At 67.3% G+C, this 26383-nt stretch carries 24 protein-coding genes; 9 read left to right on the forward strand and 15 right to left on the reverse strand.

Annotated features, from left to right (window positions below):
- Positions 1-118: 118 nt before the first annotated feature.
- Positions 119-1000 carry a 16S rRNA (adenine(1518)-N(6)/adenine(1519)-N(6))-dimethyltransferase RsmA gene (gene rsmA, locus AB0M74_RS15900; protein WP_366526973.1) on the forward strand — a complete coding sequence of 294 codons (882 nt, stop codon included), beginning with the start codon at positions 119-121 and terminating at the stop codon, positions 998-1000.
- Between the two features lie 242 nt (positions 1001-1242).
- Here the strand turns inward: rsmA and AB0M74_RS15905 are convergent, their stop codons facing one another.
- The 4 genes from AB0M74_RS15905 to AB0M74_RS15920 form a co-directional block, all read right to left on the reverse strand.
- A complete protein-coding gene (locus AB0M74_RS15905; protein ID WP_366526974.1) occupies positions 1243-3543 on the reverse strand; it encodes a heavy metal translocating P-type ATPase in 2301 nt (766 codons plus the stop codon).
- Entirely contained in the window at positions 3543-4454 is a 912-nt protein-coding gene (locus AB0M74_RS15910; protein WP_366526975.1) for a hypothetical protein, read from the reverse strand. The genes AB0M74_RS15905 and AB0M74_RS15910 overlap by 1 nt, the downstream gene beginning before the upstream one ends.
- Positions 4454-4660 carry a copper ion binding protein gene (locus tag AB0M74_RS15915; protein WP_366526976.1) on the reverse strand — a complete coding sequence of 69 codons (207 nt, stop codon included), beginning with the start codon at positions 4658-4660 and terminating at the stop codon, positions 4454-4456. The genes AB0M74_RS15910 and AB0M74_RS15915 overlap by 1 nt, the downstream gene beginning before the upstream one ends.
- A 205-nt stretch (positions 4661-4865) precedes the next feature.
- Positions 4866-5507 carry a TetR/AcrR family transcriptional regulator gene (locus AB0M74_RS15920; RefSeq protein ID WP_366526977.1) on the reverse strand — a complete coding sequence of 214 codons (642 nt, stop codon included), beginning with the start codon at positions 5505-5507 and terminating at the stop codon, positions 4866-4868.
- Positions 5508-5586: 79 nt separating this feature from the next.
- Here AB0M74_RS15920 and AB0M74_RS15925 point away from each other — a divergent pair, with 79 nt between their 5' ends.
- A complete protein-coding gene (locus AB0M74_RS15925) occupies positions 5587-6339 on the forward strand; it encodes an SDR family oxidoreductase (RefSeq protein WP_366526978.1) in 753 nt (250 codons plus the stop codon).
- A gap of 242 nt (positions 6340-6581) precedes the next feature.
- Entirely contained in the window at positions 6582-7517 is a 936-nt protein-coding gene (locus AB0M74_RS15930) for a 4-(cytidine 5'-diphospho)-2-C-methyl-D-erythritol kinase (RefSeq protein WP_366526979.1), read from the forward strand.
- Between the two features lie 11 nt (positions 7518-7528).
- On the opposite strand, the gene AB0M74_RS15935 is transcribed toward AB0M74_RS15930, so the two are convergent.
- Positions 7529-8377, reverse strand: a complete 849-nt coding sequence (locus AB0M74_RS15935; RefSeq protein ID WP_366526980.1) for an LLM class flavin-dependent oxidoreductase — start codon at positions 8375-8377, stop codon at positions 7529-7531.
- A gap of 366 nt (positions 8378-8743) precedes the next feature.
- Between AB0M74_RS15935 and AB0M74_RS15940 the strand changes: the two genes are divergently transcribed.
- Positions 8744-10534 carry an ABC-F family ATP-binding cassette domain-containing protein gene (locus AB0M74_RS15940; protein ID WP_366526981.1) on the forward strand — a complete coding sequence of 597 codons (1791 nt, stop codon included), beginning with the start codon at positions 8744-8746 and terminating at the stop codon, positions 10532-10534.
- Between the two features lie 7 nt (positions 10535-10541).
- Here AB0M74_RS15940 and AB0M74_RS15945 read toward each other — a convergent pair whose 3' ends face one another.
- Entirely contained in the window at positions 10542-11438 is an 897-nt protein-coding gene (locus AB0M74_RS15945) for an Abi-alpha family protein (RefSeq protein WP_366526982.1), read from the reverse strand.
- Positions 11429-12745: a hypothetical protein gene (locus tag AB0M74_RS15950; RefSeq protein ID WP_366526983.1), complete on the reverse strand. Its 1317-nt coding sequence runs from the start codon at positions 12743-12745 to the stop codon at positions 11429-11431. Before AB0M74_RS15950 ends, AB0M74_RS15945 begins: the two co-directional genes overlap by 10 nt.
- Positions 12746-13126: 381 nt before the next feature.
- Here AB0M74_RS15950 and AB0M74_RS15955 point away from each other — a divergent pair, with 381 nt between their 5' ends.
- Both AB0M74_RS15955 and AB0M74_RS15960 read left to right on the forward strand, forming a co-directional pair.
- A complete protein-coding gene (locus AB0M74_RS15955) occupies positions 13127-14005 on the forward strand; it encodes an Abi-alpha family protein (RefSeq protein WP_366526984.1) in 879 nt (292 codons plus the stop codon).
- Positions 14006-14110: 105 nt separating this feature from the next.
- The gene (locus AB0M74_RS15960; RefSeq protein WP_366526985.1) at positions 14111-14644 is read left to right on the forward strand and encodes a nuclear transport factor 2 family protein; all 534 of its coding nucleotides are present in this window, start codon (positions 14111-14113) and stop codon (positions 14642-14644) included.
- 1 nt (position 14645) lies between these two features.
- On the opposite strand, the gene AB0M74_RS15965 is transcribed toward AB0M74_RS15960, so the two are convergent.
- Complete coding sequence (locus tag AB0M74_RS15965) at positions 14646-16289, reverse strand: peptide chain release factor 3 (RefSeq protein ID WP_366526986.1); 1644 nt, start codon at positions 16287-16289, stop codon at positions 14646-14648.
- 307 nt (positions 16290-16596) lie between these two features.
- On the opposite strand from AB0M74_RS15965, the gene AB0M74_RS15970 reads away from it, so the two are divergent.
- The gene (locus AB0M74_RS15970; RefSeq protein ID WP_366526987.1) at positions 16597-17208 is read left to right on the forward strand and encodes a 50S ribosomal protein L25/general stress protein Ctc; all 612 of its coding nucleotides are present in this window, start codon (positions 16597-16599) and stop codon (positions 17206-17208) included.
- 25 nt (positions 17209-17233) lie between these two features.
- Positions 17234-17815 carry an aminoacyl-tRNA hydrolase gene (gene pth, locus AB0M74_RS15975; protein ID WP_366526988.1) on the forward strand — a complete coding sequence of 194 codons (582 nt, stop codon included), beginning with the start codon at positions 17234-17236 and terminating at the stop codon, positions 17813-17815.
- On the opposite strand, the gene AB0M74_RS15980 is transcribed toward pth, so the two are convergent.
- From AB0M74_RS15980 to AB0M74_RS15990, 3 genes are all read right to left on the reverse strand, one after another.
- Positions 17697-18242 (reverse strand): pyridoxamine 5'-phosphate oxidase family protein, encoded by a 546-nt coding sequence (locus tag AB0M74_RS15980; protein ID WP_366526989.1) that lies wholly within the window; start codon positions 18240-18242, stop codon positions 17697-17699. The genes pth and AB0M74_RS15980 overlap by 119 nt on opposite strands.
- A gap of 80 nt (positions 18243-18322) precedes the next feature.
- On the reverse strand, positions 18323-19969 hold the full coding sequence (locus AB0M74_RS15985; RefSeq protein WP_366526990.1) for a fatty acyl-AMP ligase: 1647 nt from the start codon (positions 19967-19969) through the stop codon (positions 18323-18325).
- Positions 19970-20122: 153 nt separating this feature from the next.
- The gene (locus AB0M74_RS15990; RefSeq protein ID WP_366527096.1) at positions 20123-20800 is read right to left on the reverse strand and encodes a lysophospholipid acyltransferase family protein; all 678 of its coding nucleotides are present in this window, start codon (positions 20798-20800) and stop codon (positions 20123-20125) included.
- A gap of 83 nt (positions 20801-20883) precedes the next feature.
- Here AB0M74_RS15990 and AB0M74_RS15995 point away from each other — a divergent pair, with 83 nt between their 5' ends.
- Complete coding sequence (locus AB0M74_RS15995; RefSeq protein ID WP_366526991.1) at positions 20884-21456, forward strand: WHG domain-containing protein; 573 nt, start codon at positions 20884-20886, stop codon at positions 21454-21456.
- Between the two features lie 15 nt (positions 21457-21471).
- Here AB0M74_RS15995 and egtD read toward each other — a convergent pair whose 3' ends face one another.
- The 4 genes from egtD to egtA form a co-directional block, all read right to left on the reverse strand.
- The gene (gene egtD, locus AB0M74_RS16000; RefSeq protein ID WP_366526992.1) at positions 21472-22443 is read right to left on the reverse strand and encodes an L-histidine N(alpha)-methyltransferase; all 972 of its coding nucleotides are present in this window, start codon (positions 22441-22443) and stop codon (positions 21472-21474) included.
- A complete protein-coding gene (gene egtC, locus AB0M74_RS16005) occupies positions 22440-23297 on the reverse strand; it encodes an ergothioneine biosynthesis protein EgtC (protein WP_366527097.1) in 858 nt (285 codons plus the stop codon). Before egtC ends, egtD begins: the two co-directional genes overlap by 4 nt.
- A 90-nt stretch (positions 23298-23387) precedes the next feature.
- On the reverse strand, positions 23388-24731 hold the full coding sequence (gene egtB, locus AB0M74_RS16010; protein ID WP_366526993.1) for an ergothioneine biosynthesis protein EgtB: 1344 nt from the start codon (positions 24729-24731) through the stop codon (positions 23388-23390).
- 148 nt (positions 24732-24879) lie between these two features.
- The gene (egtA, locus tag AB0M74_RS16015; RefSeq protein WP_366526994.1) at positions 24880-26232 is read right to left on the reverse strand and encodes an ergothioneine biosynthesis glutamate--cysteine ligase EgtA; all 1353 of its coding nucleotides are present in this window, start codon (positions 26230-26232) and stop codon (positions 24880-24882) included.
- Between the last annotated feature and the right edge of the window lie 151 nt (positions 26233-26383).

Here is a 26383-nt window from a genome sequence, read left to right on the forward strand (position 1 = left end):
GCGCGGCGGTGCGCTGATATGCAGGCACCGCGCTGATGTGCGGACAGCACGTCGTTCCCGGACCGGGTTGCGTCGAGGCAAGAGGTCGGCTCGGCGCCCGAGTTGATAGGTTCTTCCAGTGTCCGAACCCGATATTTCCGCTCGTGGGAGCGCTGCCCTGCTCGGGCCCGCCGAGGTGCGGGCGCTGGCCGAGCGGCTCGGTGTGCGGCCGACCAAGCAGCTCGGGCAGAACTTCGTGCACGACGCCAACACGGTGCGGCGCATCGTCACGGCGGCGGGGGTCGGGCGTGAGGACACGGTGCTCGAGGTCGGGCCTGGTCTCGGGTCGCTGACGTTGGCGTTGCTTGACGTGGTGGCTTCGGTGGTGGCGGTCGAGATCGATCCGGTGCTCGCCGAGCACCTGCCGGTGACCGTCGCGGACCGGGCCCCGGAGCTGGCCGGACACCTGCAGGTCGTCGCGGCCGACGCACTGCGGATCCGAGCGCAGGATTTGCCCGCGGTGCCGACCGCCCTGGTCGCGAATCTGCCCTACAACGTGGCGGTGCCCGTGCTGCTGCACTTGCTCGCCGAATTGCCGAGCATCACTACGTCACTGGTGATGGTGCAGGCGGAGGTGGCCGATCGGCTCGCCGCCGAACCGGGCAACCGCACCTATGGCGTGCCGAGCGTCAAGGCGGGCTTCTTCGGCGCTGTGCGCCGTGCGGGCGCGGTCGGTACCCAGGTGTTCTGGCCGGTGCCGCGCGTCGATTCGGGTCTGGTGCGGGTCGAGCGCTACCGCGAAGCGCCGTGGCCGATGGATGAAGTACACCGCCGCCGCGTGTTCACCGTGATCGACGCGGCATTCGCCCAGCGCCGCAAGACACTTCGCGCCGCACTTGCCGGCTGGGCGGGATCACCCGCCGAGGCCGAACGTCGCCTCGTCGCCGCGGGCATCGACCCCACCGCACGCGGCGAAACCCTCGACACCGCGGCCTTCGTCCGCCTCGCGAACCAGGCGTAAGCCGGATCCCGGAGGCTCCGATAGCTGTGCGGAGTCGAACGGCGGTCGCGCGCCGGGACGGATAGCCGCCATTCGACTCACCTCGATGGATGGTGGTATTCGGTGCGGCGTGGAAGGTGTTGTTGCTTCAGCGCGGGTGCGGGTGATCGGCTGTGTGCGCGGGCCGCGTAGTGCCGAGCTCTGGATCCGTCGTGGCGCACCGGCCGGAGTCGGATCGGGGATACGGAGCATGATCTCCTCGCTCAGCGGAAGGAGCGCAGGCACAGGCTGTTGCTGACGACGAAGACGCTCGACAGGGCCATAGCGGCGCCTGCGAGCATGGGGTTGAGGAGCCCGGCCGCGGCGAGGGGGATGGCGGCCACGTTGTATCCGAAGGCCCAGAACAGGTTTCCCTTGATGGTGCGCAAGGTGGCGCGGGAGAGTCGGATGGCCGCGCCGACGGTGCGGAGGTCACCTCGGACGAGGGTGATATCGCCTGCTTCGATGGCGAGGTCGGTGCCGGTGCCCATGGCCAAGCCGAGGTCGGCCGCGGCGAGCGCGGCGGCATCGTTGACTCCATCGCCGACCATCGCCACGACTCTGCCCGAATTCTGTAGTCGCCGTATTGCTTCGAGCTTCTCACTCGGCAGTACTTCGGCGATCACCTCGCCGATACCGACCTGGTCGGCGACGGTTCGTGCGGCCGCGGCATTGTCACCGGTCAGCAGTATGGGGGCCATGCCGAGGCGGCGTAGTTCGGAAACAGCCTCGACGCTGGTCGGTTTGATCGCATCGGCGACAACGAGCACGCCGCGCGCCGCGCCATCCCATGCGACAGCGATCGCGGTATTGCCTGCGCGTTCGGCCGCGGCTTTGGCTGCGGCCAGCGGCGTGGGCAGTGCGATCGACCACTCTTGCAGTAGGGCGCTGCGGCCGACCACCACCGCACGTCCGTCGACGATGCCCTGCACACCCTTGCCGCCATGGTTGCTGAACTGCTGTACAGGCGGTACCGCCAGTCCGCGTTCGGCCGCGGCAGTGACGACTGCCTGTGCCACCGGATGCTCGGACCCGTACTCCACTGCCGCGGCGATGGTCAGCAGCTCGTCCGCGGACACGCCACTGCCCGGAAGCGGGCCACCCTCGGTTGCGATCTCGTCTCCGGAGGAGAGCATGCCCGCATCGGTGCCGTTCGCTGTGACGATGTCCGCCAACGTCATTTGCCCGGTTGTCACTGTGCCGGTCTTGTCGAGGACGACCGTGTCGATCCGCCGTGTCGATTCCAGCACCTGCGGGCCCTTGATCAGGATGCCGAGTTGCGCACCGCGCCCGGTACCGACGAGGAGTGCGGTGGGCGTAGCCAGGCCGAGCGCGCAGGGGCAGGCGATGATCAGCACCGCCACGGCCGCGCCGCACGCCACTGCTGTCGTCGCCCCGGTGCCGAGCCACACTGCCAACGTGAGCGCCGAAATGATGAAGACGATCGGGACGAAAATGCTCGCGACCCGATCGGCAAGTCGTTGCACCGGCGCCTTGGTGTTCTGCGCCTCTTCGACCAGTGCGGCCATCTGTGCCAGTTGGGTATCGGCGCCGATTCGAGTGGCGCGCACGGTCAATAGTCCGCCCGCGTTCACCGTCGCGCCGATCACGACATCGCCTCGGCCGACGTCGACGGGCAGCGATTCCCCGGTCAGCAGGCTCAGATCGAGAGCCGAATTTCCTTCGACCACTACACCGTCTGTCGCGACCTTCTCGCCGGGGCGGACGAGGAACAGCTCGTCGACGTGCAATTCCGAAATCAGAACTCGGTTTTCGACGCCGTCACGCAGCACGGAAACGTCCTTTGCCCCGAGCTCGAACAGCGCTCGCAGCGCAGAGCCCGCCCGATCCTTGGCTCGGGTTTCCAGATATCGCCCGGCCAGGATGAAGACGATCACCCCGGCGGCGACCTCGAAGTACACGTTGGACGCCGCATCGGCCCGCTCGATGCCGAGGCTGAACGAGTGCTTCATGCCGGGCATGCCGGCGTGGCCGAAGAACAGCGCGTACACCGACCAGCCGAAGGCGGCGAGGGTGCCGACCGAGATCAGGGTGTCCATGGTCGCCGCGCCGTGCCTGGCATTGCTCAGCGCAGCCCGATGGAAATCGGCGCCGCCCCAGAACACCACAGGTCCCGCGAGCGCGAGTGAAAGCCATTGCCAGTTGTCGAATTGCAGCGTAGGGATCATCGCCATCGCGACCACCGGCAGCGCAAGTCCGGTGCTGATCAACAGTCGTTGTCGAAGTCGCTCGAGCGCGGCGGGCCTTTCATCGGACCAGTCGGTTTCTGTTGTGGGCGGCACGGGAACGTGTGCGGTATACCCCGCGGCGTGCACCTGCTCGACCAGCCGATCCGTCGAAACGGATTGTGGATAACTAATTTTTGCCTTTTCCGTCGCGAAATTGACGGTGGCCGTGACGCCCTCGATTCTTCCGAGCCGCTTCTCGATCCGCGCGGCACAAGACGCGCAGGTCATCCCGCCGATCTCCAGCTCGATCGAGCGCTGGTCGGCGGGGGCGGCCATTAGCGACCGCCACCTGGATGCGAGCGATCATCGGATGTGGATGGCACTGTGGATGATTCGACATCGACGGTGAACTGCGCGGTGTGGACCGATCCGCCGTGTGAGAAGTCTAGATACAGCCGATACGCGCCCGCGCCCGGGGCCTGTGCGTGGAAGGACACTTCGGGCCCCGCAGGGGTGCGGCCGACCTCGCCCTGTGGGTGTACATGTAGGTAGGCGAGGTCGTCGGCGCGTAAGGCGACCAGGTGCGCGTATGCGCCGAGATACGGCTCCAGATCGGGCACGGGAACGCCGTCGCGCGCGACGGTGAAGCGCAGTTCGCTGCCCGCGGTACCGAGATCGCCGGCCAACGACACCTGATATCCGTCTACCGTCGTGCTCCGCGCCGGTGGGGGAAGTGGTTGCGGCACGGCTGTTCCCGAGACGTCGACAGTCCGGCTGAGTACTAGATCGCCCGGCCCGGCGCCGCTGGTTTCCGGGATGAAGTCGGCGAATACGCGATACGTGCCGGGAGTAGTCCAACTCCACTCGATCGACCAGGTGCCCGCGTCGTCCATGGTCGGATGCACGTGTCGATACCCGGTGGTGTCGGATCGGACGACGACCAGATGCAGCTTCTTGTCGTGCTGGGTGGTGAATCGTGTCACCGGGGCCCCGTCGGGCCCGGTGATCCGGAACTGCAGTGAACCGGCCTGGTTCGGTTCCGCTGGGGCGGTCACATCGGCCATGGCGTAACCGGACTGCGCATCCGACAGCCCGGTGGCCGCACCCTGGCGGCCGGTGTGCGGCATCGCGCTGTGGTCCGGCGCCTGCTCGGTCGGTCCGCCCACCAGGGCGCCGATGCCGAGCGCGACGCCGACCAGCGCGACGAGCCCGCCGCCGACCGCGGCGAACTTCAGCCGGTCCTGCATCAGACGGCGACCTCGTAGCCGGCCTCGTCCACGGCGGCGACGATATCGGTATCAGCGACAGGCGTCGCGCTGACGACCGTGACCGCGCCGGTGGCGAGATCCACGTCGACGCTGGTCACGCCGTCGAGTTTGCCGATCTCCTCGCGGACCGAGCTGACGCAGTGCCCGCAGGTCATCCCCGTAACGGTGTAAGTGGTGGTGGCCATGTCCGACTCCTTCGCTCGTGGTTGATCATACGGACCCGGGGTATCCCCGGCGTGAATGAAAATACCCCCCATGGGTATTGCGCGCAAGTGGTGATCGATAGGCAAGTGCCGGTTGGCGTCGTCGGGTAGTCGTTTGTGTCGTACTGATAGTTCCGGTGGCCTCGGGGTCGCGCTGGTGAACATCGGCATTCGGGCGCGGGTTCGGCTATCGTCGGGCGGCCGATGCCGGCCGTGCGCTGGTCTTCGCCGGCGCGGCGCCCGGCCAGCCGTGCATCGCCCATTCGGCGATTTGCTGGAGCTGAGCCGACGCCGCACCGTCGCGCGCGGCCTGGGACATGCCCTGCATAACCGTACCGATGTAGCGGGCGAGCGTGGCCGCGTCGGTGTCCGCGGGCAGGATTCCCGCGTCGATATCGGCCTGGACCCGGGCGGTGAAGATCCCGACGTTCCGGTCGCGCATGCCGCGCAGCAGCTCGGAGATCTCGGTGCTGGTGGTGTTCAGTCCGGCGCTCATCACCAGGCAGCCGCGCGGGCAGTCGGGGCGGGTGTATTCCGTCGCCGCCTCGCGCAGGATGCGCCGCATCGTCGCCTCGGCCGTCGGTTCTTCGGCGAGCGCGCGCGCGACGAATCCGCCGTAGCGGTTGCCGAAGGTCGCCACCACCTCGTCGAACAGCTTGGCCTTGTCGCCGAAGGCGGCGTACAGGCTCGGCGCTCCGATGCCCATCGCGGCGGTCAGGTCGCCGATCGATGTCGCTTCGTATCCACGCGCCCAGAACAGTCGCAACGCCTGCTCCAGTGCCGCATCGCGATCGAAGGAACGGGGTCGGCCCCGGGTGGGTGCGCTCATGGGAATCATTCTATAGCGATCGCTAGAAAATGTGTTAGCGTCCGTTCTGTAGTGATCGCTAGAGAAGGGAACCCGCGTCATGGGTGTGCTCACGGGCAAGACGGCACTGGTCACCGGCAGCAGCCGAGGCATCGGCCGTGCTATCGCCGAACGGCTGGGACGGGACGGTGCGCGGGTTGCCGTGCACTACAACGGGAATGAAGAGGCGGCGAAGGAGACTGTCGCGGCGATCGAAGCGGCGGGCGGCCGCGCGTTTGCGATCCGGGCCGAGCTCGGTGTGCCCGGCGACGCCGCGGCACTGTGGTCGGCGTTCGACGCGTACGCCGACGGCGTCGACATCATTGTCAACAATGCGGGTGTCGGCGATGTTCGCACCTCCATCGGCGACACCGACGAAGCCGCCTTCGACCGGGTGTTCGCGGTCAACGCCAAGGCGCCGTTCTTCGTCACGAAGCACGGCCTCGAGCGACTACGTGACGGCGGCCGCATCATCAACACCTCCACCGGGCTCACCCACGGCTTCGCGATGCCCCAGTTGATCGCCTACACGATGAGCAAAGGCGCGATCGACGTCTTCACCGCCAACCTGGCCAAGCAACTCGGCGCCCGAGGCATCACGGTGAACGCCGTTGCGCCAGGCATCATCGACACCGATATGAACGCGGCCTGGTTGCGCAACGACCAGGCCGAGGCGATGGTGGCCGACTACTCCCCGCTGAAGCGGGTCGGGCAGCCCGCCGATATCGCGGATGTGGTGGCATTCCTCGCCTCGGACGACTCGCGCTGGGTCACCGGTCAATGGATCGATGCCACCGGAGGCGCCCTCCTGTAACCGAATGACGCATACCTGACGAATGACTCATCGCGGGTCGGGCGCCTATCGTCGGCGCCCGATCGGCGGCTGTCTCGCCGCTGGGCTCGGTGCACGTGCGGCTGCCTCGCCTCGGCTCGGCCCCGTGCATGTGCGGCTATGTCGCCTTCGGCTCGGCGTCTGTGCGGCTGCGTTGCTTCCGCAGGGCCCGGAGCCGGTTCGGGGCGGACGTGGTCGGCCTGGGCCCACTAAGCTTGACCACCGTGTTGTCAGTTGTGCCCAGCCCAGTCATCGTGCGTGCGCCGTCCAAGGTGAATCTCCATCTCGGCGTCGGCGATCTGCGGGCGGACGGCTATCACGATCTGACCACGGTGTTCCAAGCGCTATCGCTGAGTGACGATCTAGAGATCTCGCCGTCGGACTCGCTCATGGTGCGGGTCGCGGGCGAGGGCGCGGCGGACGTACCGACCGACCGCACCAACCTGGTGTGGAAGGCGGCCGTCCGGCTCGCGCACCTGGCCGGCCGGGCCCCGTTGGTGGAAATCGCCATCAGTAAAGGCATTCCGGTGGCGGGCGGGATGGCAGGGGGTAGCGCGGACGCCGCGGCCGCGTTGGTCGGCTTGAACGAGTTATGGGACCTCGGACTCACCCGCGACGAACTATCCGCGGTCGCAGCCGAACTGGGCAGTGATGTCCCCTTCGCGCTGCACGGTGGCACCGCACTGGGCACCGGCCGCGGCGAGCGGCTGCTTCCGGTGTTGTCCCGCAATACCTTTCACTGGGTGCTCGCGCTCGCCAAGGGTGGGCTGTCCACTCCCGCGGTATTCGGCGAACTCGATCGCCTGCGTGCGCAGGGTGCCCCACCTCGGCTCGGCGAGCCACAGCAGCTGATGCAGGCATTGGCCTCCGGCGACCCGAGCCAGCTTGCGCCACTGCTCGGTAATGACATGCAAGCCGCTGCGCTTTCGCTGAAACCCGAGCTGCGCCGCACCCTGCGTGCGGGCGTCACCGCGGGCGCGCTCGCCGGTCTGGTCTCGGGCTCCGGCCCCACCTGCGCCTTCCTATGCGACAGTGAGGAATCCGCCGTGGCGGTCGCCGCCGAACTCGCTGGCGCGGGTGTCTGCCGTAGTGTGCGCACCGCGAGCGGCCCGGTCCCCGGCGCTCGCATATTGAGCGGCGAGGGCCAGGGCAAGCGCTGACGAGGCTGCGACTAGCCGATGACGTCGGCGAGGCGGTCGACTTGGTCGGCGTCGCCGCCGTAGCAGTAGAGCATCACTTCGTCGGCGCCGAGATCGTCGAATTGCTTGATGGCGGAACGGATTTCGTCGGGTGTGGTGAGCATTCCAGCGACCATGTAGTCGGCGCGGCCACTGAATTCGTAGTAGGCGCCCATGGCGGCGCGGGCTTCCTCGACCAGGTCGGGCGCGCCGAGTGCGACATTGACCTGGGCGACGATGCGGGGCTCACCGGCGCGGCCGTGCTCGGTCCACGAGCGCCGGGCGATATCGAAGAGGCCACCAGCCCAGGACGGCGCCGCGGCGGCGAGGAAACCACCGCCCCAGCGGCCGACGCGGTCGATGGCGGCGGGCTGGAAACCGCCGAAGAGCACCTCGGGGCCTTCGGGGCGCAGCGGCGCGGGACCGACCGGGCCGCAGTCGGCGCCGTAGGCCTGGCCGGACCACAGGCGGCGCATGACCTCCAGCTGCTCGTCCAGGCGGCGGCCGCGGGTGCGGATGTCGGTGCAGGAGGCGATGTGATCGTCCTCGCGACCGCCGACGCCGAGGCCGAGGACCAGGCGGCCGCCGGACATGCGGTCGAGTGTGGCGGCCTGTTTGGCGAGCAGCGTCGGCTCGCGCAGCGGTGCGATGAGCACCTCGGTCTGCACTTTGATGCGGCTGGTCGCACCTGCGAGCATGCCGAGTGCGACAAGGGGTTCCGGGTTGTCGTACACGAGCCGGTCGAGCAGGCCGAGTGTGGAGAAGGGGCCCGCGTCGGCGCGGCGGGCCCAGTCGAGCAGGGCGGCGGGATCGGAAATGGGCAGGCCGAGACCGATATGCATGAGGACCTCCGGGTGAGGGGTAGTTGAAACGTGCCGCCTCTCGCACCTCGAACTGAGGTGAGGCTCCCGTTCTGCGGCTTACTTCGAGAGCGCCATTCGAGCTAACACTGTTCGTGACGAACGTTGTTCGTTGTGATTACTGTAAGCGAACGCCGTTCGTTGCGCAACTCGTGTGTGGCGGTGGCAGGAGTGCGCTCGGCCGGCCGGATTTTCGCGGCGGTGACTTGCCGGACGGTATCGGGTGAGTGCCCAATGGACGGGAGGGCTCGTCGCTCGCCAACTTGTATGGCCCGAGTAGGCAAAGAGTCGGAACAGTACGCTTGCTCCGGGGCGAGCACTCCGCCCGCGCATGACTCGGAAGGATCTATGTCCAACCTGATCAACCTCGAACAGGTCTCCAAGAGCTTCGGGATCACCCCGCTCCTGGACGCCGTGTCGCTCGGCGTGCACGCGGGCGAGCGGATCGGTGTCGTCGGCCTCAACGGTGGCGGCAAGACCACCCTGTTGGAGGTGCTGACCGGCCTGGAGCCACCCGACAGTGGCCGGGTGAGCCGAGTCGGTGGTCTGCGTATCGCCGTCGTGACTCAGCGTGGGGTGCTGCCACCTGGTGCGACGGTCGGTTCTGTGGTGCTGGCAGGGCTCGCCGACGACGCGATGACCGACGATGTCGCCGAACACGAATGGGCCGCAAATCCGCGCATCCGCTCGGTGATGGAGGGCATCGGGATCGCCGGGCTCGGCCTGGAGACCTCGATCGACAACCTGTCCGGTGGCGAGCGTCGCCGAGTGGCCTTGGCCGCCGCGCTGGTCCGCGATCTCGATCTGCTCGTGCTCGACGAGCCGACCAACCACCTCGACGTCGAGGGTGTGCAGTGGCTGGCCGAACATCTGCTCAACCGCCGCAGCGCACTGGTGGTCGTGACCCACGATCGCTGGTTCCTCGACACCGTCGCCACCAATACCTGGGAGGTCGTCGGCGGCAAAGTCGAAAGCTATGAGGGCGGTTACGGCGACTGGATCTTCGCCCGCGCCGAGCGTGCACGGCAGGCCGACGCCTCCGAAGCGCGACGCAGCAACCTGGCCCGCAAGGAACTGGCCTGGCTGCGACGCGGCGCAAAGGCGCGCACATCCAAGCCGCGCTACCGGGTGGAGGCGGCCGAGGCGCTGATCGCCGATGTGCCGCCGCCGCGCGACAGCGTCTCGCTGGCCGCGTTCGCCAGGAAACGTCTCGGGCGGGTCGTCATCGAGCTGGAAGACACCACCCTCGCTACCCCGGATGGCCGGGAGTTGGTGCGCGACCTGACCTGGCGTCTCGCGCCGGGGGAGCGGGTCGGCCTCGTCGGCGTGAACGGATCCGGCAAGACGACCCTGCTGCGTACCCTGGCCGGGGACACCGAACCGGCCGCGGGCAAGCGCATTCAGGGTCAGACGGTGCAGATCGGCTGGCTGCGTCAGGAACTCGACGATTTGCCGACCGATATGCGCGTGCTGGAAGCCGTGCAACAGGTCGCGCAGCGAATCATGCTCGGCGACAAGGAGATCTCTGCGGGCCAGCTGGCCGAACGGCTCGGCTTCACCCCGGCTCGCCAGCGCACTCCGGTCGGGGATCTGTCCGGTGGTGAGCGGCGCAGGCTGCAGTTGACCCGCATCCTGATGGCCGAACCCAACGTGCTGCTGCTCGACGAGCCGACCAACGACCTCGACATCGACACCCTGCAGCAGTTGGAGGACCTGCTCGACAACTGGGCGGGCACCCTGGTCGTCATCAGCCACGATCGTTACCTGATCGAGCGCATCTGCGATTCCACCTGGGCGCTGTTCGGGGACGGCAAACTCACCAATCTGCCCGGCGGCATCGACGAGTACCTGAAGAAGCGCGCCGCGCAGGGTGATGTCGCGATTCGCGCGGGCGCCTCCGAGGTGAAGTCCGCGCCGGTAACCGACGCCGCGGCGGCGCGCGCCGCGCGCAAGGAACTCTCCAAGCTCGAACGGGCCATCGAGAAGTTCGACGAACGCGAGCAGCGACTACACGCCGCGTTGGCCGAGGCCGCCACGAACCCGGACAAGCTGGTGAAGCTCGGCGCGGAACTCAAGCAGGTGGTCACAGAAAAGGAAGCCGCCGAAGAGCGTTGGATGGAACTGGCCGAAGGTGTCTGAGCGTAGACTAGCTGGTGCCGGCGGCGCGGCCGTCCTGGACGACTGGTAGGCAGGTCTGGACGAAGTCGGCGCCGAAGCTGGTGAGTGCGATGCTGCGGTAGTGCACCTTGGTGCCGAAACCGGACCGCTTGAGCACCTCGCGCACGGGGGATTGTGCTTCGAGAAGCTGGTAGCGGTTCGGGTTGCCGACCGGTTCCTTGACGAACTCGATCAGGCCGAGCCTGCGCAGGTTGGGCAGGTACTGCTGAATGCGGTTCGGGAAGCGCAGCCCCGCGTGCTCGCCGATCAGGTTGAGGCCGGACATGATTCGTTCGGCGCCGAGGCCACGTGGACGGCCGGTGCGGATATCGATCGAGGGCTGCGGCCCGTCGAGGTGGAGGAATCGCAGGATGCGCGCCTCGTCGGGGGTGAGGTCCGCCAACATCCTGGCGAAGGCCGGGTGGCTGTCGCTGTGCTCGCCCTGCGTGCTCGCCGAGAGCCGCAGCAGAGCGGCGCCCTGTTCGCGCAAGGTGGGCAGCGCGGTGGGGTCGGGCGGCTCCGGCGTGGCGGGCAGTCGCAGCGCTCGGCGCACCGCATCGCGTACTTCGGCCTCCGCCTCGGCCAGGACCTCCCGCGGTGGCACACCGGCGACGCTGCCGCGCACGACTGTCGCGCCGACACCGAGTGCGGTATCGAAGCTCCACGCGGCGACCTCGGTGGCCGCGGTCACCGCGACCCGCGCAACGCCGGTCGCCGCGCGCACCGTGTTGCGCACGCCGGATTGTCTTCCACGCGTTGGCGATTCGTCGGCTAACTGGATTTCGGTGATGGGCCGTCGGGCGATCTCCTTCGACGGCGCGGCCGGCTCCAGAGGCTCGACGGCCTGCGTATCGTCGCCGTCGCCACCGGGTTCCCTCACCACCATGCTGTTGCCACTCCTGTCCCGAAGATCAGGATATGAGCGTATCCGGCAAACAGCCCGAGCACACCGCCATGGAGGAAAAGCAACCATTCATCTTGTTTGATCGCCGATCGCAGCATGTCGACCAGATCGGTGGGCGATAGAGCGGACATTTGCTTGGCGATGTACTCGTTGATCTGCTTGCCCTGCCGAACGTTGAACTCCGGATCGGCGAACGCGATCGGGGCGATGTTCATGGCCTCCGCGGTGAGTGTCGACTGCAACGCGTCGTACTCGCGGCTGCCGAGCACGAACTTGACCGCCGACTTCGCCGGTCCGAGCGCCCGGTCGGCGGCCGGGCGCAGGGTGTCCTCCAGCATCTGCATCGTGCGGTCCGAGCGCGGGCCGTTGAGGAGTTCATCGCCGATGTTCGCGACGGTCATGACTTGGCTGGAGACCAATTCCGCATAGCCCGCCGTGATTTCGGACTGTCGCTTGATCAGCAGGCCCTGCCGCCACGGGCACCACCACTTCGGGTAGGCGGGCGCGAAGATCATATTGATGCCGACCCAGTTGACCACCCAGCCGATGATGACGCCGCCGATCGGCAGCACCGCGAGCGTGGACCATCCGGTCATATGCAGGATCGCGACGAGCACGGCGCCCATCGGCGCGCCGAAGTAGAAACCGAAGTTGATCATGAACCGCAGCTCTTTGGCGCCGAGCACCTGGAACAGTTGATTGAGCAGCTGCGGCCGGGCCTGGAAGTAGCGGATGACCATCTGTTTCACATCGAGCAGCTGATCGATATTCGCGCCGAGTTCGTCGGTGAGGTTGCGCAGGATTTCGGGCAGTTGCTGACGGACCCGGTCGTGCACCATGTCGCGCACCTGGGTCGGCAGGTTGTACCAGAATTGCGGATGTTCGCGGCGCAAGATTTCCTCGACGATGTCGTGGATTTGCGTTTCCGCGATAGTGGTCAAATGTTCGGCGAGGGCGTCGGGCTCAATCTCTCGATAGAAGTCGGCGACGCTACCCAGTTTCGCGAGCCCTTTGTCGACGGCAATGCTCGCCATCTTGTCCGCACGCGACGGCACGATGCCCTGCCAGCCGATTCGGCCGTCGTAGCTCAGCAGCGGCAGTACCTGAATTCGCTTGGGTAGGTACGGGTATAACGCGCGCAGCCCAGGTAACCGGATGCCGTGAAAGGCGATAGGACGGAACAGCATCAGGACACCGGTCCAGTTGGTGATGTAGCCGATGATGCCGGTGAAGAGCGGAATCGTAATCAGTTCCAGCGCAATGGTTGGGTGGAACACACTCTCTAACACGACACCCTCCTGCCGATAAACCGGTGATCGCCGCTTCACCGGGAACTCAAAGTAGCACCCTGTCGGCGACTGGACCCTACTGTGAAGTACGGAATGCGGCCAACATCGAGTGTGGCGGGCCACGTCGGATTGTCTGAGACATCAGTCACAGTGTGTGTCCAGAATGTCGTACTGTCCAACCACAGCGGAGACAATGACGACCAACCACATCCCACTCGCCACAGGTACGGGTGCTTGGGGTTTGCGTCGGCGCGGGGCCGGTCGTGAGCGGCACAGTTGTGAGCGCGAGCCACACGGCTGGCGAGTTGGGCATACCTGGAAGGCTGTCGGGCAATAATCTGTGGGCGTATTCGTTCACTAGGCAATACATCGGAGTAGGACGTGGCAGACGACAGGACCGGACAGGACGTGGCCCGGGCCGGTTCCCGCGCGGTCGAGCGCAGCTCGGATGTCGAACAGCGGCAGATCAGCAACGAGGCACGACTGATCCGCGGTGTGTTCCGGGCAGCAGGGCTGGCGGCGGACACTGTGGTGCGCGGGAGTCAGTGGGCGGTGAACACCTCCTATGAGGTGACCAAGGAGATCACGCAGGCTGCGCTGGACGGTGAGTCCTCGGCCGATATCGCCGAGCGGACCGGCAATGCGCTGCGGTCCATCGCGCGCAGCGCGCTCGGCGTCACCGAGGGCTCGGTGCGCGAAATCGTCAGCTACGTACCGACTTCCAATGGCCCGGCCGCGCAGCAGGCGATCGGCCTCGGCGCGCCGCTGCATTCGGCCTCCATCGAGGACCTGCGCCGCCGCGGTGATGCGCTGCTGGCCCGGTCGGCGGATGTCTACTTCTCCGAGGACGTCCATCCGGCCTATGACCGCATTCTCGACGAGCTGGCTCCGGACGAGGCGCGCATTCTGCGCTTCATGGCGTTGAACGGTCCACAACCCTCTGTCGATGTACGGACCAATCGGCCGCTCGGCATCGGCTCGGAGCTGGTGACCGGTGATCTGACCTCGGTGCCGGAGCAGGCCGGTGTCCGCTACCCCGATCGGTCGCGCACCTATCTGATCAACCTCAACCGGCTCGGGCTGACGCTGACCTCGGACGATCCGGTGGTGCTCAGTCGCTACATGGTGCTGGAGGTGCAGCCCGAGGTCGAGGCGGCGCTGAAGAAAGCGGGCCGGGCACCGAAGATCGTGCGCAAGAGTCTGCGGCTGACCGAGTTCGGCGAGGACTTCTGCCGCACCTGCTTCACGATCGGAAGCTGACCCCGACACTCGCGACCTTCCGAATCGGCCGACGCGGTCATAGCAATCTGATACAAATCTCGCAAATCCCGCAGTACGGCCGCTTCGAATGGGATTGTTTGAGGTATGGATCAGGATGCTGTGTCCGCCATCGGCCGGTTGAAGTTCCGATACCTGCGCGCCCTCGACACCAAATCGTGGGAAGAATTCGCCGACACCATGGTGCCGGAGGCTACGGCGACCTACAGCGAGTACCTGCAGTTCGAGTCCCGCGACGCCTTCCTTGCCTTTATGCGCAACACCCTCGGTCCGCACGTCATCACCGAGCACCGTTGCGATCATCCGGAGATCGATGTCGATGGTGACACCGCCACCGGTACTTGGTATCTCGCCGACACCGTGCTCATCCCGGCGCACAATATGCTGCTGCGCGGCGCGGCGTTCTACACCGACAGCTACGTGCGTTGCCGGGATGGCAACTGGCGGATATCGCACACCGGCTACGAGCGCACCTACGAGGTGGTCCTCTCGCTGAGCGATCTCCCGAGCCTGCGCCTGACCTCCAGCCGCTGGGGTCTCATCGCCCAGGAAGACGGCAGCTTCGCCTCGGTGGAACGAGAGCCAACCACCCCATTACGGCGGGAGCCGGACGCCGGGTGACTCAGTCGGCGGCGGCCACCAGCGGTTCCAGCGTGAGACTCGGCAGTTCCTTCTCGATGTACTGCAGCCGCCACTTGTCGCTGAACAAGGCGAGCAGCGCGCCGTCGCTGCGGGTGAAGACCTCCACCCCCCGCTGACGGCTGAGCTCGGGCGCCGACTCGGCGTCGGTGCGCCGCGCCAAGGTGTAGGCCAGGTTTTCCATCCTGGTCTCCACAGTGAACTCCGCCATCATCCTGGCGGTGACCACCTCGAACTGCATCGGACCGACGGCCGCGAGCACGGGGGAGGCATCGCCGCGGATGTCGTTGCGCAGCACCTGAACCACGCCCTCGGAGTCGAGCTGGTCGATGGCCTTGCGGAACTGCTTGTACTTGCCCGCGCTCTCCGCGCGCAGCACCGCGAAGTGTTCCGGCGCGAACGATGGGATCGGCGGGAACTCCACCTTCTTGTCCACGAACAGCGTGTGTCCCGGCGCCAGCGCGGTCGCGTTGACCAAGCCGACCACGTCGCCGGGGTAGGCGGTGTCGACGGTCGAACGTTCGCGGCCGAACACGGTCAGCGCGTACTTCGTCGCGAAGGGCCTGCCGGTCTGCGCGTGGGTGACCACCATGCCGCGCTCGAACTCACCCGAGACGATCCGCATGAACGCCAGCCGGTCGCGGTGCGCCGCGTCCATGCCCGCCTGCACCTTGAACACGACCGCACTGAACGGGTCGGTGGTGTCGCGCGCCGTGCCCGCCACATCGGGGCGTGGGCCGGGCGCGGGCGCGAGCGCCACCAGTGCCTCCAGCAGCTGCCGGACACCGAAGTTCAGCATCGCCGAGGCATAGATGACCGGTGAGGTCTGACCGGCGAGGAACAGTTCCTGATCGTGGTCCTGTCCGGTGGCCGAGAGCAATTCGCTTTCCTCGGCGGCGGTGGTCCAGGCTTCGCCCTCACGCGCTTCGGCGGATTCCGGCGTCAGCGATTCCTCCGGCGCGATGGTCGCGCCACCTGCGGTCCGGGTGAAGTGGATGTATTCGACCGCGGCGCCGTCGGGACCGCGGCGCAGCAGTCCGCGGAAGTCGCCCGCGATGCCGACGGGCAGGAACAGCGGGGTCGGCGTGAGGCCGATTCGTTCGTGGATCTCATCGAGCAGTTCCAGCGGTGCCTGGCCCGGCCGGTCCCACTTGTTGATGACGGTGATCACCGGGATGCCGCGATGGCGGCACACCTGGAAGAGCTTCAGCGTCTGCGGTTCCAGTCCCTTCGCGGCGTCGATGAGCATGACCGCGGCGTCGACGGCGGTGAGCACCCGGTAGGTGTCCTCCGAGAAGTCCGAGTGACCGGGGGTGTCGACCAGGTTGATCACGTTGTCGACATCGGAGCCCGCGGCGCGGTAATTGAACTGCAGCGCGGTCGAGGAGACCGAGATGCCGCGGGCTTTCTCCATCTCCATCCAGTCCGAGACGGTCGAGCGGCGTCCGGCCTTGCCGTGGATCGCGCCCGCTTCGGAGATCATCTTGGCGTGCAGTGCGAGCGCCTCGGTGAGCGTCGACTTGCCCGCGTCGGGGTGGGAGATCACCGCGAAGGTGCGGCGTCGGGCAACCTCGGCGGGTAGCCCGCGCGGCGTGGGCGCGACGACACCCTCAGTGGAGGCGGTCAACTTCAACAACCTTTCGCAAACGTCCGATCGGCAACCGCTCCAGCGTACGCGACCGGTGTGACCATTGCCCGACGCGCGGTAACCACCCGATTCACCTCGCGCATGACCATTGCGCTATGGTGTTCGGGTTGTCTCGGCGAGGGTGACCGCAGACCTTTGCGCTCACCGTGATCGACGCGGCTCGGCTTCCGGCCGTCCTCGTTCGGTCTTCGCCCGACGAGTTGACCAACTTAGAGCCAGGGCGGAAACAGTCCCTGGTGCGCACTGTTGACCAAGCCCGGAAGAGCCGTAGGGAGTAGATCCAGTCATGTCCGACGCCAATGTTCTCGAAGCCGCCGTTCGTACGGAGTTCGGCAAGGGCGCCGCCCGCCGCACCCGTCGTTCCGGCAACGTGCCCGCCGTGCTGTACGGCCACGCCGCCGACCCGCAGCACCTTTCGCTCAACGCACGCGACTTCGCCGCCATCCTGCGTGAGCACGGCACCAACGCGCTGCTGAACCTCGTCATCGACGGCAAGAAGCAGCTCGCGCTGACCAAATCCGTTGTCGTGCACCCGATTCGCCGTTACATCGAGCACGCCGACCTGCTGATCATCAAGCGCGGCGAGCGCGTCACCGCCGATGTGCAGATCGTGCTGACCGGCGATGCCGCCTCGGCCACGCTGATCACCCAGGAGAGCACCACCCTCTCCATCGAGGCCGACGCCACCAAGCTCCCCGAGTCCATCGAGGTGTCGATCGAAGGCATCGAGGCGGGCACCCAGATCACCGCCGGTGGCATCGAGCTGCCGAGCGGCGTCACCCTGGCCGGCGATCCGGAAGCCCTGATCGTCAACATCATCGCCGCCCCGGCCTCCGCGCAGGAGACCGAGGAAGCCGCTGCGGCCGCCGCCGAGGGTGCTGCCGAGAGCGCCGAGTAAGAACTTTCAACGGGTCGGTTACTTCATGACCGAATCCACGACCGGGCCCGCGCTCGTCGTCGGACTGGGTAATCCAGGTCCCGAATACGAGCGCACCCGGCACAATGTCGGCTTCATGGTCGCCGACGTGCTCGCGGAGCGCGTCGGTGGCCGTTTTGCCGTGCACAAGAAGTCGGGCGCGGATCTACTGCAGGCCCGCCTCGACGGCCGTCAGGTGCTGATCGCCAAACCGCGATCGTTCATGAACCTGTCCGGTCGCCCGGTCGCCGCACTGGCCCGCTTCTTCTCCGTGCCGCTCACCGAGGTGATCGTTATCCACGACGAGCTCGATCTCCCCTTCGGCGCTGTGCGGCTCAAGCGCGGTGGCGGCGAGGGCGGCCACAACGGTCTTCGCTCTGTATCCAGCGCCCTGACCACGAAGGACTACCTGCGGGTTCGGTTCGGCATCGGCCGTCCGCCCGGTCGGCAGGATCCCGCGGACTATGTACTCAAGCCGTTCTCGGCCCCCGAGCGCAAGGAAGTTCCGGTAATCGTCGAGCAGACCGCCGACGCGGTCGAGCTGCTGCTGCGCGTCGGGTTGGAGACGGCACAGAACCAGCTGCACTGAGCGCTGCGCGACCCTCACCATCGTCGAATCCACCGTCCCGCACGCTGAAGTCCCAGGCCAACTCGGATTTCCACAGCTCAGCCAGCTCGTGCGAGGTGGCTTGGTCGGTGATCCGTTCGACGGTGCCCTCGACCACCACATCGAGCCCGGAATTCATACGATCGGTGCCCGTCGCGAGGCTGCACCGTGGTTCTGCGAATAGGTTTTTCGCTTTCTGTTCCTTGTCTCCGGTGCAGATGTGCAGTCGGCCGCGGTGCCAGATCGCGGGCAGCGGGGTGAGGTGCGGCCGGCCATTGCTCCGCGCGGTGGACAGCCAGAACATTTCCGACTTCTTCAGCACGTCGACGACCTCGGCCCACGACGGCGAGCTGCCGCCGGGGGTGCTGAAGCGCTGATCCAGTTGGGCGACAGGCTCGATTTCGGGCATCACTGAACTCCTGTCGTCGGCTCATCGATACAGACGACGGCCGTGGCAGGAATTCATCGCCGCGCAGTGCGGGCGAATGTTCAGTGCAGGTGGATGGCGGTGGCGGCGCGGCGGAGTTTGCCCGAGGAGGTCTTGGGAAGCGCACCCGGACCGAGCACCGCGACGGTGCGGGGGCGGGCGCCGACCTCGGTGAAGACCGCGTGCACGATCTCGCGTTCGATGCGTTTGACCTCGTCGGGGTTCTGGTGGTCGTTGCTTTCCACCACCACCGCGAAGCTTTCGCGTTTCTCACCGGCGTCGAGCCGGACGGCGACCGCGTTGCCCGGCCGGACGCCGGTGACGCGCATCGCGGCGCGCTCGATGTCGGTGGGGTAGATATTGCGACCGCCCATGATGATGACGTCCTTGATGCGGCCACAGACCACGACAAGGCCCTCTTCGGTGAAGTAGCCGATGTCGCCGGTGTCGAGCCAGCCCTCGTCGTCTTGCGCGGAGCGGAAGCCGTTGACGGTGATGTAGCCGGCGGTGACCGCCGGGCCGCGCAATTCGATGACGCCCACCGATCGGGTCGGCAGCGGCTGGCGTTCGGCGTCGACTACGCGGCCTTCCAGGTTGTCGACCAGGTAGCCCAACGTCGGCAGTCTTCGGACATTGCCCTGGTGCGCATGGTCCCCGTGCACCGGCACCGCCTTGCCGAGCGCCTCGAGCAGGTCGGCGTCGACAATGTCGAGCACCTGGCCATGGCCCGGGTCCGGGACCGAGACAGCCAACGTGGTTTCGGCCATGCCGTAGACCGGCGTCAGTGCCATCGGGTTGAGCCCGAAGCGTTGACCGGCCGCCGCGAGCGCGTCCATGGTGTCGGGATCGACCGGCTCCGCACCATTCCACATGTAGCGGACGCTGCTGAGATCCAGCGATCCCGCCTCCGCCTGCTGCAATCGGCGGGCCAGCAGGGAGTAGGCGAAATTCGGTGCCGCCGTGACGGTGCCGCGGTATTTGTCGATCAACTCCGCCCACAGCACGGGGCGCGTCAGGAAGTCCAGCGGCGTCACACACACCACCTCGGCGCCGAACTGCATAGGGACGCTGAGGAATCCGACCATGCCCATGTCGTGGAACAGGGGCAGCCAGCTGATCATCACATCGTCGTCGAGCTGGAACTTCACTCGGTCGAACATGGCGTAGGCGTTGACGAAGAAGTTCCCGTGCGTGATCTGCACCGCTTTGGGTGATCCGGTCGACCCGGAAGTCAACTGCTGCAACGCGATATCGGATTCGGTGGTCGGCACCGGATCGGTGTCCTCGCCGTTGTGCAGCTGATCGATGCGCACCACGGTGATGCCGCGCTCACGCAGCAGCGGCTCCGCGGCCTCGAAGGGAGCGCCGAGTACCACGGCCCGCGCCTCGATCATGGTCAGCACGGTCTCGGTATCGCGAGCCCAGATCACCAGATCGGTGCGCGGGGTCGGCTGATGCAACATGGTGATCGACGCGCCTCGCATCCAGATGGCCTGGCATGCGGGTGCGATATCGACCGGTAGGCCGGCGAGCACGCCGACGGCGTCGCCGCGTCCGATCCCGGCCTCGGCAAGTCCACCCGCCATGCGGCGGGCGATCTGATGGATTTCGCCCCAGGACTGGCGCCGTGGGGCGTCGGGTTCTCCGGTGACGAGCCCGTGCGTGGATGTTGTGGCCGTCGCGTACATCTCGTCGGTGAACCTGCTCAACGTCCAACTCCCTCATCACGAACACAGTGGCCGGATCCGCCTCGCCCGAGCGCACTGCAGACCGTTTTCCGGCCTGTCTCCACTATCCCGCCATTTCGGCCCGGCGTTAACCCACTTTTCGATTCGCCGGCCGATCGGTCCTGGTAATTCCGGCTAGCTATGGCTGCCGAAGGTGGTCGCGTAGCGGTCGACGTAGTGGCGGCCCGACCGCGCGGCGAGCTCACGCATCAGCAGATCGGTCGCGGCACGAACGCGCTCGGCGGGAACTTCGGTGTGCAGGACGACCGGCGGGTAGTAGCGCGGTGCGCCCACGTCGATGCGGACTTTGGCGAAGCGCAAGAACCTGCTGCCGCGGGGGTTCACCGCGTCGGTGCCGGACAACACCACCGGGATCACCGGAGCGCCCGTCGCCATGGCGACGCGCAGCGCGCCTGTTCGGCCGCGATAGATCCGGCCGTCGGGGGAGCGGGTGCCTTCCGGGTGGATCGCCCAAACGCCGCCCGACTCCAGGATCTTCGTGGCGGCGGCGAGTGCGTCCGCGGCCGCGGTGCCGCCGGTACGGTCCACCGGCACCTGGCCGGTGGCGGTAAAGAACCAGCGTTGGATGCGTCCCTTCAACCCGGTGCCGGTGAAGTACTCCTGCTTGGCCAGGAAGGTGACTCGCCGCGGCAGGATCAGCGCCAGGTACAGCGAGTCGATCACGGCCAAGTGGTTGGCCGCGATGATGACCGGCCCCTCTTGCGGAACATGCTGCAACCCTTCCACTTCAGGTGTGCCGAGCAACCGCAGCAGCGGGCCTAGCAATACGTACTTGAACAGCCGATACCACACGAGAGCCTCCGAGGAATTTGTTGTAGACACTGTCTACAGCAAGGCAGTAGACAGTGTCTACTCGACGCTGAGACAATGTCCTCATGGTCGGAAACGGGTCACTGCGGGAACGGCTGGTCGGCGCTGGCGTCGAGCTGCTGGAGGAAGTCGGCGCGGGTCAACTCGGGCTGCGCGCGATCACCAGGGCGGCGGGGGTGTCACACGGTGCGCCGCGCAGGCACTTCCCCACCCACCATGCGTTGCTGGCCGCCATCGCCGCCCGTGGCTTCGCCGATCTCATCGAGCGGTTCGATGTGGCGCAGGCGAGTGCGGCGACGGCACGCGAGCACCTGGAGCGGATGGGCGCGGCGTATGTCGAGTTCGCGGGACTGCGGCCCGAGATGTTCACGCTGATGTTCCGCCACGATCTGCTCGAGGGCTCGGGCGAGAACCTGCGCTCGACGACTCTGCCGCTGTTGCGGCGCTTCGCCGCCCTCGTCCACGAGGCGACCCCAGCGGACACCGAATCGGGTCCGCCGGGGGAACGGGTGATCGCGCTGTGGACCAATCTGCACGGCATCGCGGCGCTGCAAGCCAACCGCAGCCTTCGACTGGTCGGTCCGGCTATCGATGTGCGGGCACTGGTCGCCCGGGTAATCGAATTGCACCTCGCCTGAACGAAATGCGACCGGTTATGTTCGCGCCGCGAGTACCAGCGCGAAGCGGTTTTGCTGGTCGGTCCAGACGTGTTCGGTGCGGAATCCTGCTGCCGCCAGTTCGGCCTCGAGCCCAGAGACGCGGAACTTGGCGGAGATTTCGGTGCGCAGCTGCTCACCGCGGGTGAATTCGACGGTCAGGTCGAGGTCACGGATCCGGACGGTCATGTCCTCGCCTGCCGCCAGGCGCATTTCGATCCATTCGTTCTCGGCATCCCAGCGGGCGATGTGCTCGAACTTGTCAGGTTCGAAGTCGGCGTCGAGCCGGTTGTTCAGAACATGCAGAACATTTCGATTGAACTCCGCGGTGACGCCCGCGGCGTCATCGTAGGCGGGGACGAGGACGGCGGGGTCGATGACCAGGCCGGCGCCGAGCAGCAGTTGTTCACCCGGTTCCAGCACGTCGTGGATGCTCGCGAGGAACTCGGCGCGTTCGGCAGGGACGAGATTGCCGATGGTGCCGCCGAGGAAGGCGATCATGCGGCGGCCGCCGCCGGGCAGGTTGTGCAGGGTGTCGGTGAAATCGCTGACCACACCGTGGACGGCCAGGCCGGGGAATTCCGCGGCGATTTCGTCGGCGGCGGCCCGTAGTGCCGAGGACGAGACATCCTGCGGGACATAGGTCTTCAATGGACCCTCGCTGGTGAGCGCCGAGAGCAGCAGCCGCGTCTTGGCTGCCGACCCAGCACCCAACTCGACAAGAACCTCGGCCTGCGCGGTGCGCGCGATCTCGCCGACAACCCGTTGCAGCAGTGCGCGTTCGGTGCGCGTCGGGTAGTACTCCGGTAGTTCGGTGATCTGCTCGAACAGCTCGCTGCCGCGGGCGTCGTAGAACCACTTGGGTGGCAACCACTTCGGGTCCGTGGTGAGCCCGAGCCTGGCATCCGCCCGCAACGCGGAGGTGAGGTCGTCGTCGGATAGGTGGATCTCCAGCGTCGGTCCGGTCATTGCGGCGTGCCTTTCGGTATCGCGTCGTACTCGGGCGACGCGGGTGCGGTGGGAAGCGGATCGACCGACAGCGCGCCGGGACGCGCGGTGACCAGGCTCCTATCGGGGATCGGCTGCCAGCGGGGGTCGTCATCGAACGGTTCGGAGGAGAGGATGGCGAAATCATCGGTGACCAGCGCCGAGAGCGAGTGATGCCAGGTGGTCGCCCACAGTTGGGCGCCATCGCCGAGCAGGAAGTTCAGCCGCGATCGTGGGGCGTGGGCGAGCACGGCGGAGACCAGCAGGCTCAGCGCCGCGGGCGCGGCCCCCCACTCGCCGTCGGGCGCGCCGGTGGCGAGCAGGCCACGCAGTAGCACCCACAGCGTTGCCGAGTCGGTGGCCGATTCCGCTTCGAGCAACCGCGTCGGCTCGAATAGCCCGGCACCGAGTTCGGCTGCGGTGCTGTCGAATTCCGCCGCTACCGCGGCGAGTGTCCGCCGCCACTGGGGCACCATGCCGTTGTGACTGAAGGCCCAGCGGCCGTGGGTGAACGGCGCGCAGGCGCTCCGCTCGATCGGCATGCCGACAGTGGCCGAGCGCACCGCCGCCAGCACCGCCCACGATTCCAATTGCGGAAGCACCTCTTCGACGGCCGGATCGGTCCAGATCGGCGCCGAATTGCGGTAGCGGCTGACCGTCACCGAGTCGTCGGCATCGTCGCGCCACCAGGCGACGCCGAACCCGTCGGCGTTGATGGTGCCGCCGCGACGCATGTCCTTCGGCGCCCACGCCTGGGTGCGCAGTGAATGTGTTCCGAGCGTGAGCATGTCACCCACCCGCACCTGCGGGCCGAGGTAACCGAGCTGCCTACACATCGGCGGCTCGCGGGTCGCACCGAGGAAAGCCGATGCCGAGCCCGGCATCCCGGCCGCAGTGACGATCATGGCCTGCCGCTGCCGTGGTGCTCATTCGCCTTCACCCTGTCGAAGGTCGCGGACCAGCCGGAAGCCCGCGAAGATCTGCCGCCGGATCGGATGGTCCCAGTTGCGGAAAGTGCTGCGGCAGGCCACGGGATCGGTGCCGAACGACCCGCCGCGCAGCACTCGATAGTCACCACCGAAGAAGACATCCGAGTACTCCGCATACGGAAAGGCACGGAAGCCCGGGTGCGGATCGAAACCGGAAGCGGTCCACTCCCAGACATCGCCGATGAGCTGGTGCACACCGGCCGGGGACGCACCCGCCGGGTACGCGCCGACATCGGCGGGTTCCAGATGCCGCTGCCCGAGATTCGCGGTGCTGGAATCGGGTTCGGCATTGCCCCACGGGTAGCGGCGCGACTCCCCGGTGGCGGGATCGACGCGGGCCGCCTTCTCCCATTCGGCCTCGGTGGGCAGGCGCTTGCCCGCCCAGTTGGCGTAGGCCTCGGCCTCGAACCAGCACACGTGCACCACCGGCTGATGCGGACGCAGGGGTGTCGGCACGCCGAAAACCAGGCGCCACCACTGCCCGGCCGGATCGCGCTCCCAGAACTGCGGCGCGACGAGCCCGGCCTGCTGACGATGCGCCCAGCCGCGCTCCGACCAGAGTTCCGGTCGGTCGTAACCACCGTCGTCGACGAAGGCCAGGTATTGCGCGTTGGTCACCGGTGCGGCGTCGATGGCGAAGGCGGGCACCTGCACTCGATGCGCGGGGCGCTCGTTGTCCAACGCCCACGGCTCGGTCGAAGTACCCATGGTGAATTCCCCCGCGGGAATGATCACTTCGCCGCTGACGGGGGTGGTCACCGTCGGGGCCGCGGGCGCCGACAGCACGGCGGGCCCCGTCCGTAGCTGATGGGTGGCCAGCATGGTCTCGTCGTGCTGTTGCTCGTGCTGGGCGATCATGCCGAAGGCGAAACCGTCGTCGACAAGCGCCCTGCCACGTAATGCGCTGCGGTCCAGCACATCCCACACCGTGTCGCGCACGGTGCCGACATACCCTCTGGCCTGCGTCGGGTCCAACAGCGGCAGCTCGGGCCGGTTGGCGCGCGCGTGCTTGAAGGCGTCATACAGCTCATCGATATCGGCGCGCACCGGCTCGCGCCCGCCGACATCGCGCACCAACCACAGCTCCTCCTGGTTGCCGATGTGCGCGAGGTCCCACACCAGCGGGCTCATCAGCCGGGAATGCTGGGCGATCAGCTCGGCCTCGTCGAGGCTGTCGGTGAGGGCGAGGGTGCGCTCGCGCGCCCGGGTCAGGACCTCGGCGATCCGGTCCCGGAGTCGTTCGGTCTCGGCGTTGTCGGTGCTCGGGTGATGAATGGTCACGAGACTGCTCTCCACGGTTGGTCATGGTCGGCCCGCGAAGTGATTCGGTCGCCGGTCGCGACCTCTCCTCGCGCGGCCGTGGGGCTCGTCGGCATGTCGGCGGGGTATCGGCTGCCCGCGCGGGGAGCTCCCCCATGCGCAATCGCGATCACGACCCTGCTCCCGCGCTGTCGGCGACGGCCTCGTCGGTCGGCGTGCGCCCACCACGACATCGCCGGAGCGCTCCGGCGATCTCGCGGGCTGCTTCCGGTGTGGCCGCATGTGCCTCGGCGAGGGTCAACAGCTCGACCGCCACCGACCGGATCTGCGGGTCGGCCAGGCCGCAGCGCGCTGCGTGCGACCACTGTCCGGCCAGCGGCGCGGCCACCGCTGTTGCCGCGGCCACCGCCACGGGGGTCGACATGAGCGCGTCGACCACATGGATCGGGACCGTCCAGTCGTCACCGGGCTGGGCGTCGAGGTAGCGGATCTCGAGGTGTCCCGCCGCGCGCACCAGGGGGAACAGCGTGGTCAGGTGGTAGTCGAGATCCCCGACGTCGGGGCGGCGGCCCACCTCGTCGTCCAGGGCGCCGGAAAGCCAATCGGCGAACGAGGCCCCCGGCGGTGCGGACCAACCGGGATCGTGACCGTTACCGCTCGGTCCGTTTACCGCGGCATCGCCCGCTCGTGCCGGGTCCGGCCTGCGCACGCACAGCAACGGCACATCCAGTGCCCACCTGCCGTAGTCGGCGATCGGATCCGGCCAGGCCTCCACTGGTGGGCGGGTGCGCGCGTGGTCGAGGCGCAACCAGGTGCGCATCCGCTGCGAAGCCCAATCGCCCACCGGCGCACTATGCAATGCGGGCGAGCAGGCGAAGACGGCAAGCAGGGCGGGACCAATCGTGTACAGCGCCGTCCAGCGCGCGGTGACCTCCGCGCGATCCGCGCCCGCATCGACGCTGACCTGGGTGGCGGCGGTATTGCACATCATGAGTTTGCCGAAGGGGCCGATACCGCCGAAGGACTGCTCCATGGCGCGATAGCGCGGCAGCTGCAACACCCGCTTGGGGCGGCGGTCCGCATCGGCGGCACCGGAGACAGTGCGGATGGATCGGGATTCGAGAAGATCCCGCAACATCTGGGAGTCGATGCGCAATCCCTCGCACAGCTGCGCGGCAGCGGCGAACGGGGCGCTGGAAAGTTCGATCTGACCGCCGGGTTCGATAGTGACCCGGCTGCCCCCCGGCAGCGAGAGCGCCGGTGAATCGGGGGCGATGGACCTCGGTGCATAGGGTCCGAGAGCAGCTGCGAGTGCAGCCAGTTGCGGGCGGGGAGCGGCCGATCGGCCTGACGGCGAACACTCACCCTGCACGGTGAGCCACTCGAGTTCGGCGCCGATCAGCGTCGGTGGTCCCAATTTGAAACAGACGCCGCCCACATAGGCTTCGGCCGCGACCCGCGAGGACAGATCCCCGTCCTGGATGGCGCTGACCGACTCCGGATGTTCCAGCGTGACCGCCATACCAACCTCCGCTGTCGAGTCCGTCGGCGGCCGGACGGGTAGGTCCGTCCGGGCGCCCTGTCGGCGGGTTCGTGTCCGCCTTAGCTGGTGTATCGCTGCGACAGCGTTTTGCATTCCGCATACGCCGACTCAAACCAGGGTAGCGAGCGAG

The sequence above is a fragment of the Nocardia sp. NPDC051463 genome (assembly GCF_040681975.1).
Taxonomy (GTDB): domain Bacteria; phylum Actinomycetota; class Actinomycetes; order Mycobacteriales; family Mycobacteriaceae; genus Nocardia.

What these genes read in the sequence shown, in the direction of transcription:
- AB0M74_RS15910 (WP_366526975.1), bottom strand. Translation starts at nt 4,454, where the DNA reads ATGCAGGACCGGCTGAAGTTCGCCGCGGTCGGCGGCGGGCTCGTCGCG.
- pth (WP_366526988.1), top strand. Translation starts at nt 17,234, where the DNA reads ATGACCGAATCCACGACCGGGCCCGCGCTCGTCGTCGGACTGGGTAAT.
- egtA (WP_366526994.1), bottom strand. Translation starts at nt 26,232, where the DNA reads ATGGCGGTCACGCTGGAACATCCGGAGTCGGTCAGCGCCATCCAGGAC.
- AB0M74_RS15945 (WP_366526982.1), bottom strand. Translation starts at nt 11,438, where the DNA reads ATGGTGGTGAGGGAACCCGGTGGCGACGGCGACGATACGCAGGCCGTC.
- AB0M74_RS15995 (WP_366526991.1), top strand. Translation starts at nt 20,884, where the DNA reads ATGGTCGGAAACGGGTCACTGCGGGAACGGCTGGTCGGCGCTGGCGTC.
- egtC (WP_366527097.1), bottom strand. Translation starts at nt 23,297, where the DNA reads ATGTGTAGGCAGCTCGGTTACCTCGGCCCGCAGGTGCGGGTGGGTGAC.
- AB0M74_RS15980 (WP_366526989.1), bottom strand. Translation starts at nt 18,242, where the DNA reads ATGCCCGAAATCGAGCCTGTCGCCCAACTGGATCAGCGCTTCAGCACC.
- AB0M74_RS15925 (WP_366526978.1), top strand. Translation starts at nt 5,587, where the DNA reads ATGGGTGTGCTCACGGGCAAGACGGCACTGGTCACCGGCAGCAGCCGA.
- AB0M74_RS15960 (WP_366526985.1), top strand. Translation starts at nt 14,111, where the DNA reads ATGGATCAGGATGCTGTGTCCGCCATCGGCCGGTTGAAGTTCCGATAC.
- egtD (WP_366526992.1), bottom strand. Translation starts at nt 22,443, where the DNA reads ATGACCGGACCGACGCTGGAGATCCACCTATCCGACGACGACCTCACC.
- AB0M74_RS15935 (WP_366526980.1), bottom strand. Translation starts at nt 8,377, where the DNA reads ATGCATATCGGTCTCGGCCTGCCCATTTCCGATCCCGCCGCCCTGCTC.
- AB0M74_RS15940 (WP_366526981.1), top strand. Translation starts at nt 8,744, where the DNA reads ATGTCCAACCTGATCAACCTCGAACAGGTCTCCAAGAGCTTCGGGATC.
- AB0M74_RS15905 (WP_366526974.1), bottom strand. Translation starts at nt 3,543, where the DNA reads ATGGCCGCCCCCGCCGACCAGCGCTCGATCGAGCTGGAGATCGGCGGG.
- AB0M74_RS15920 (WP_366526977.1), bottom strand. Translation starts at nt 5,507, where the DNA reads ATGAGCGCACCCACCCGGGGCCGACCCCGTTCCTTCGATCGCGATGCG.
- AB0M74_RS15970 (WP_366526987.1), top strand. Translation starts at nt 16,597, where the DNA reads ATGTCCGACGCCAATGTTCTCGAAGCCGCCGTTCGTACGGAGTTCGGC.
- AB0M74_RS15915 (WP_366526976.1), bottom strand. Translation starts at nt 4,660, where the DNA reads ATGGCCACCACCACTTACACCGTTACGGGGATGACCTGCGGGCACTGC.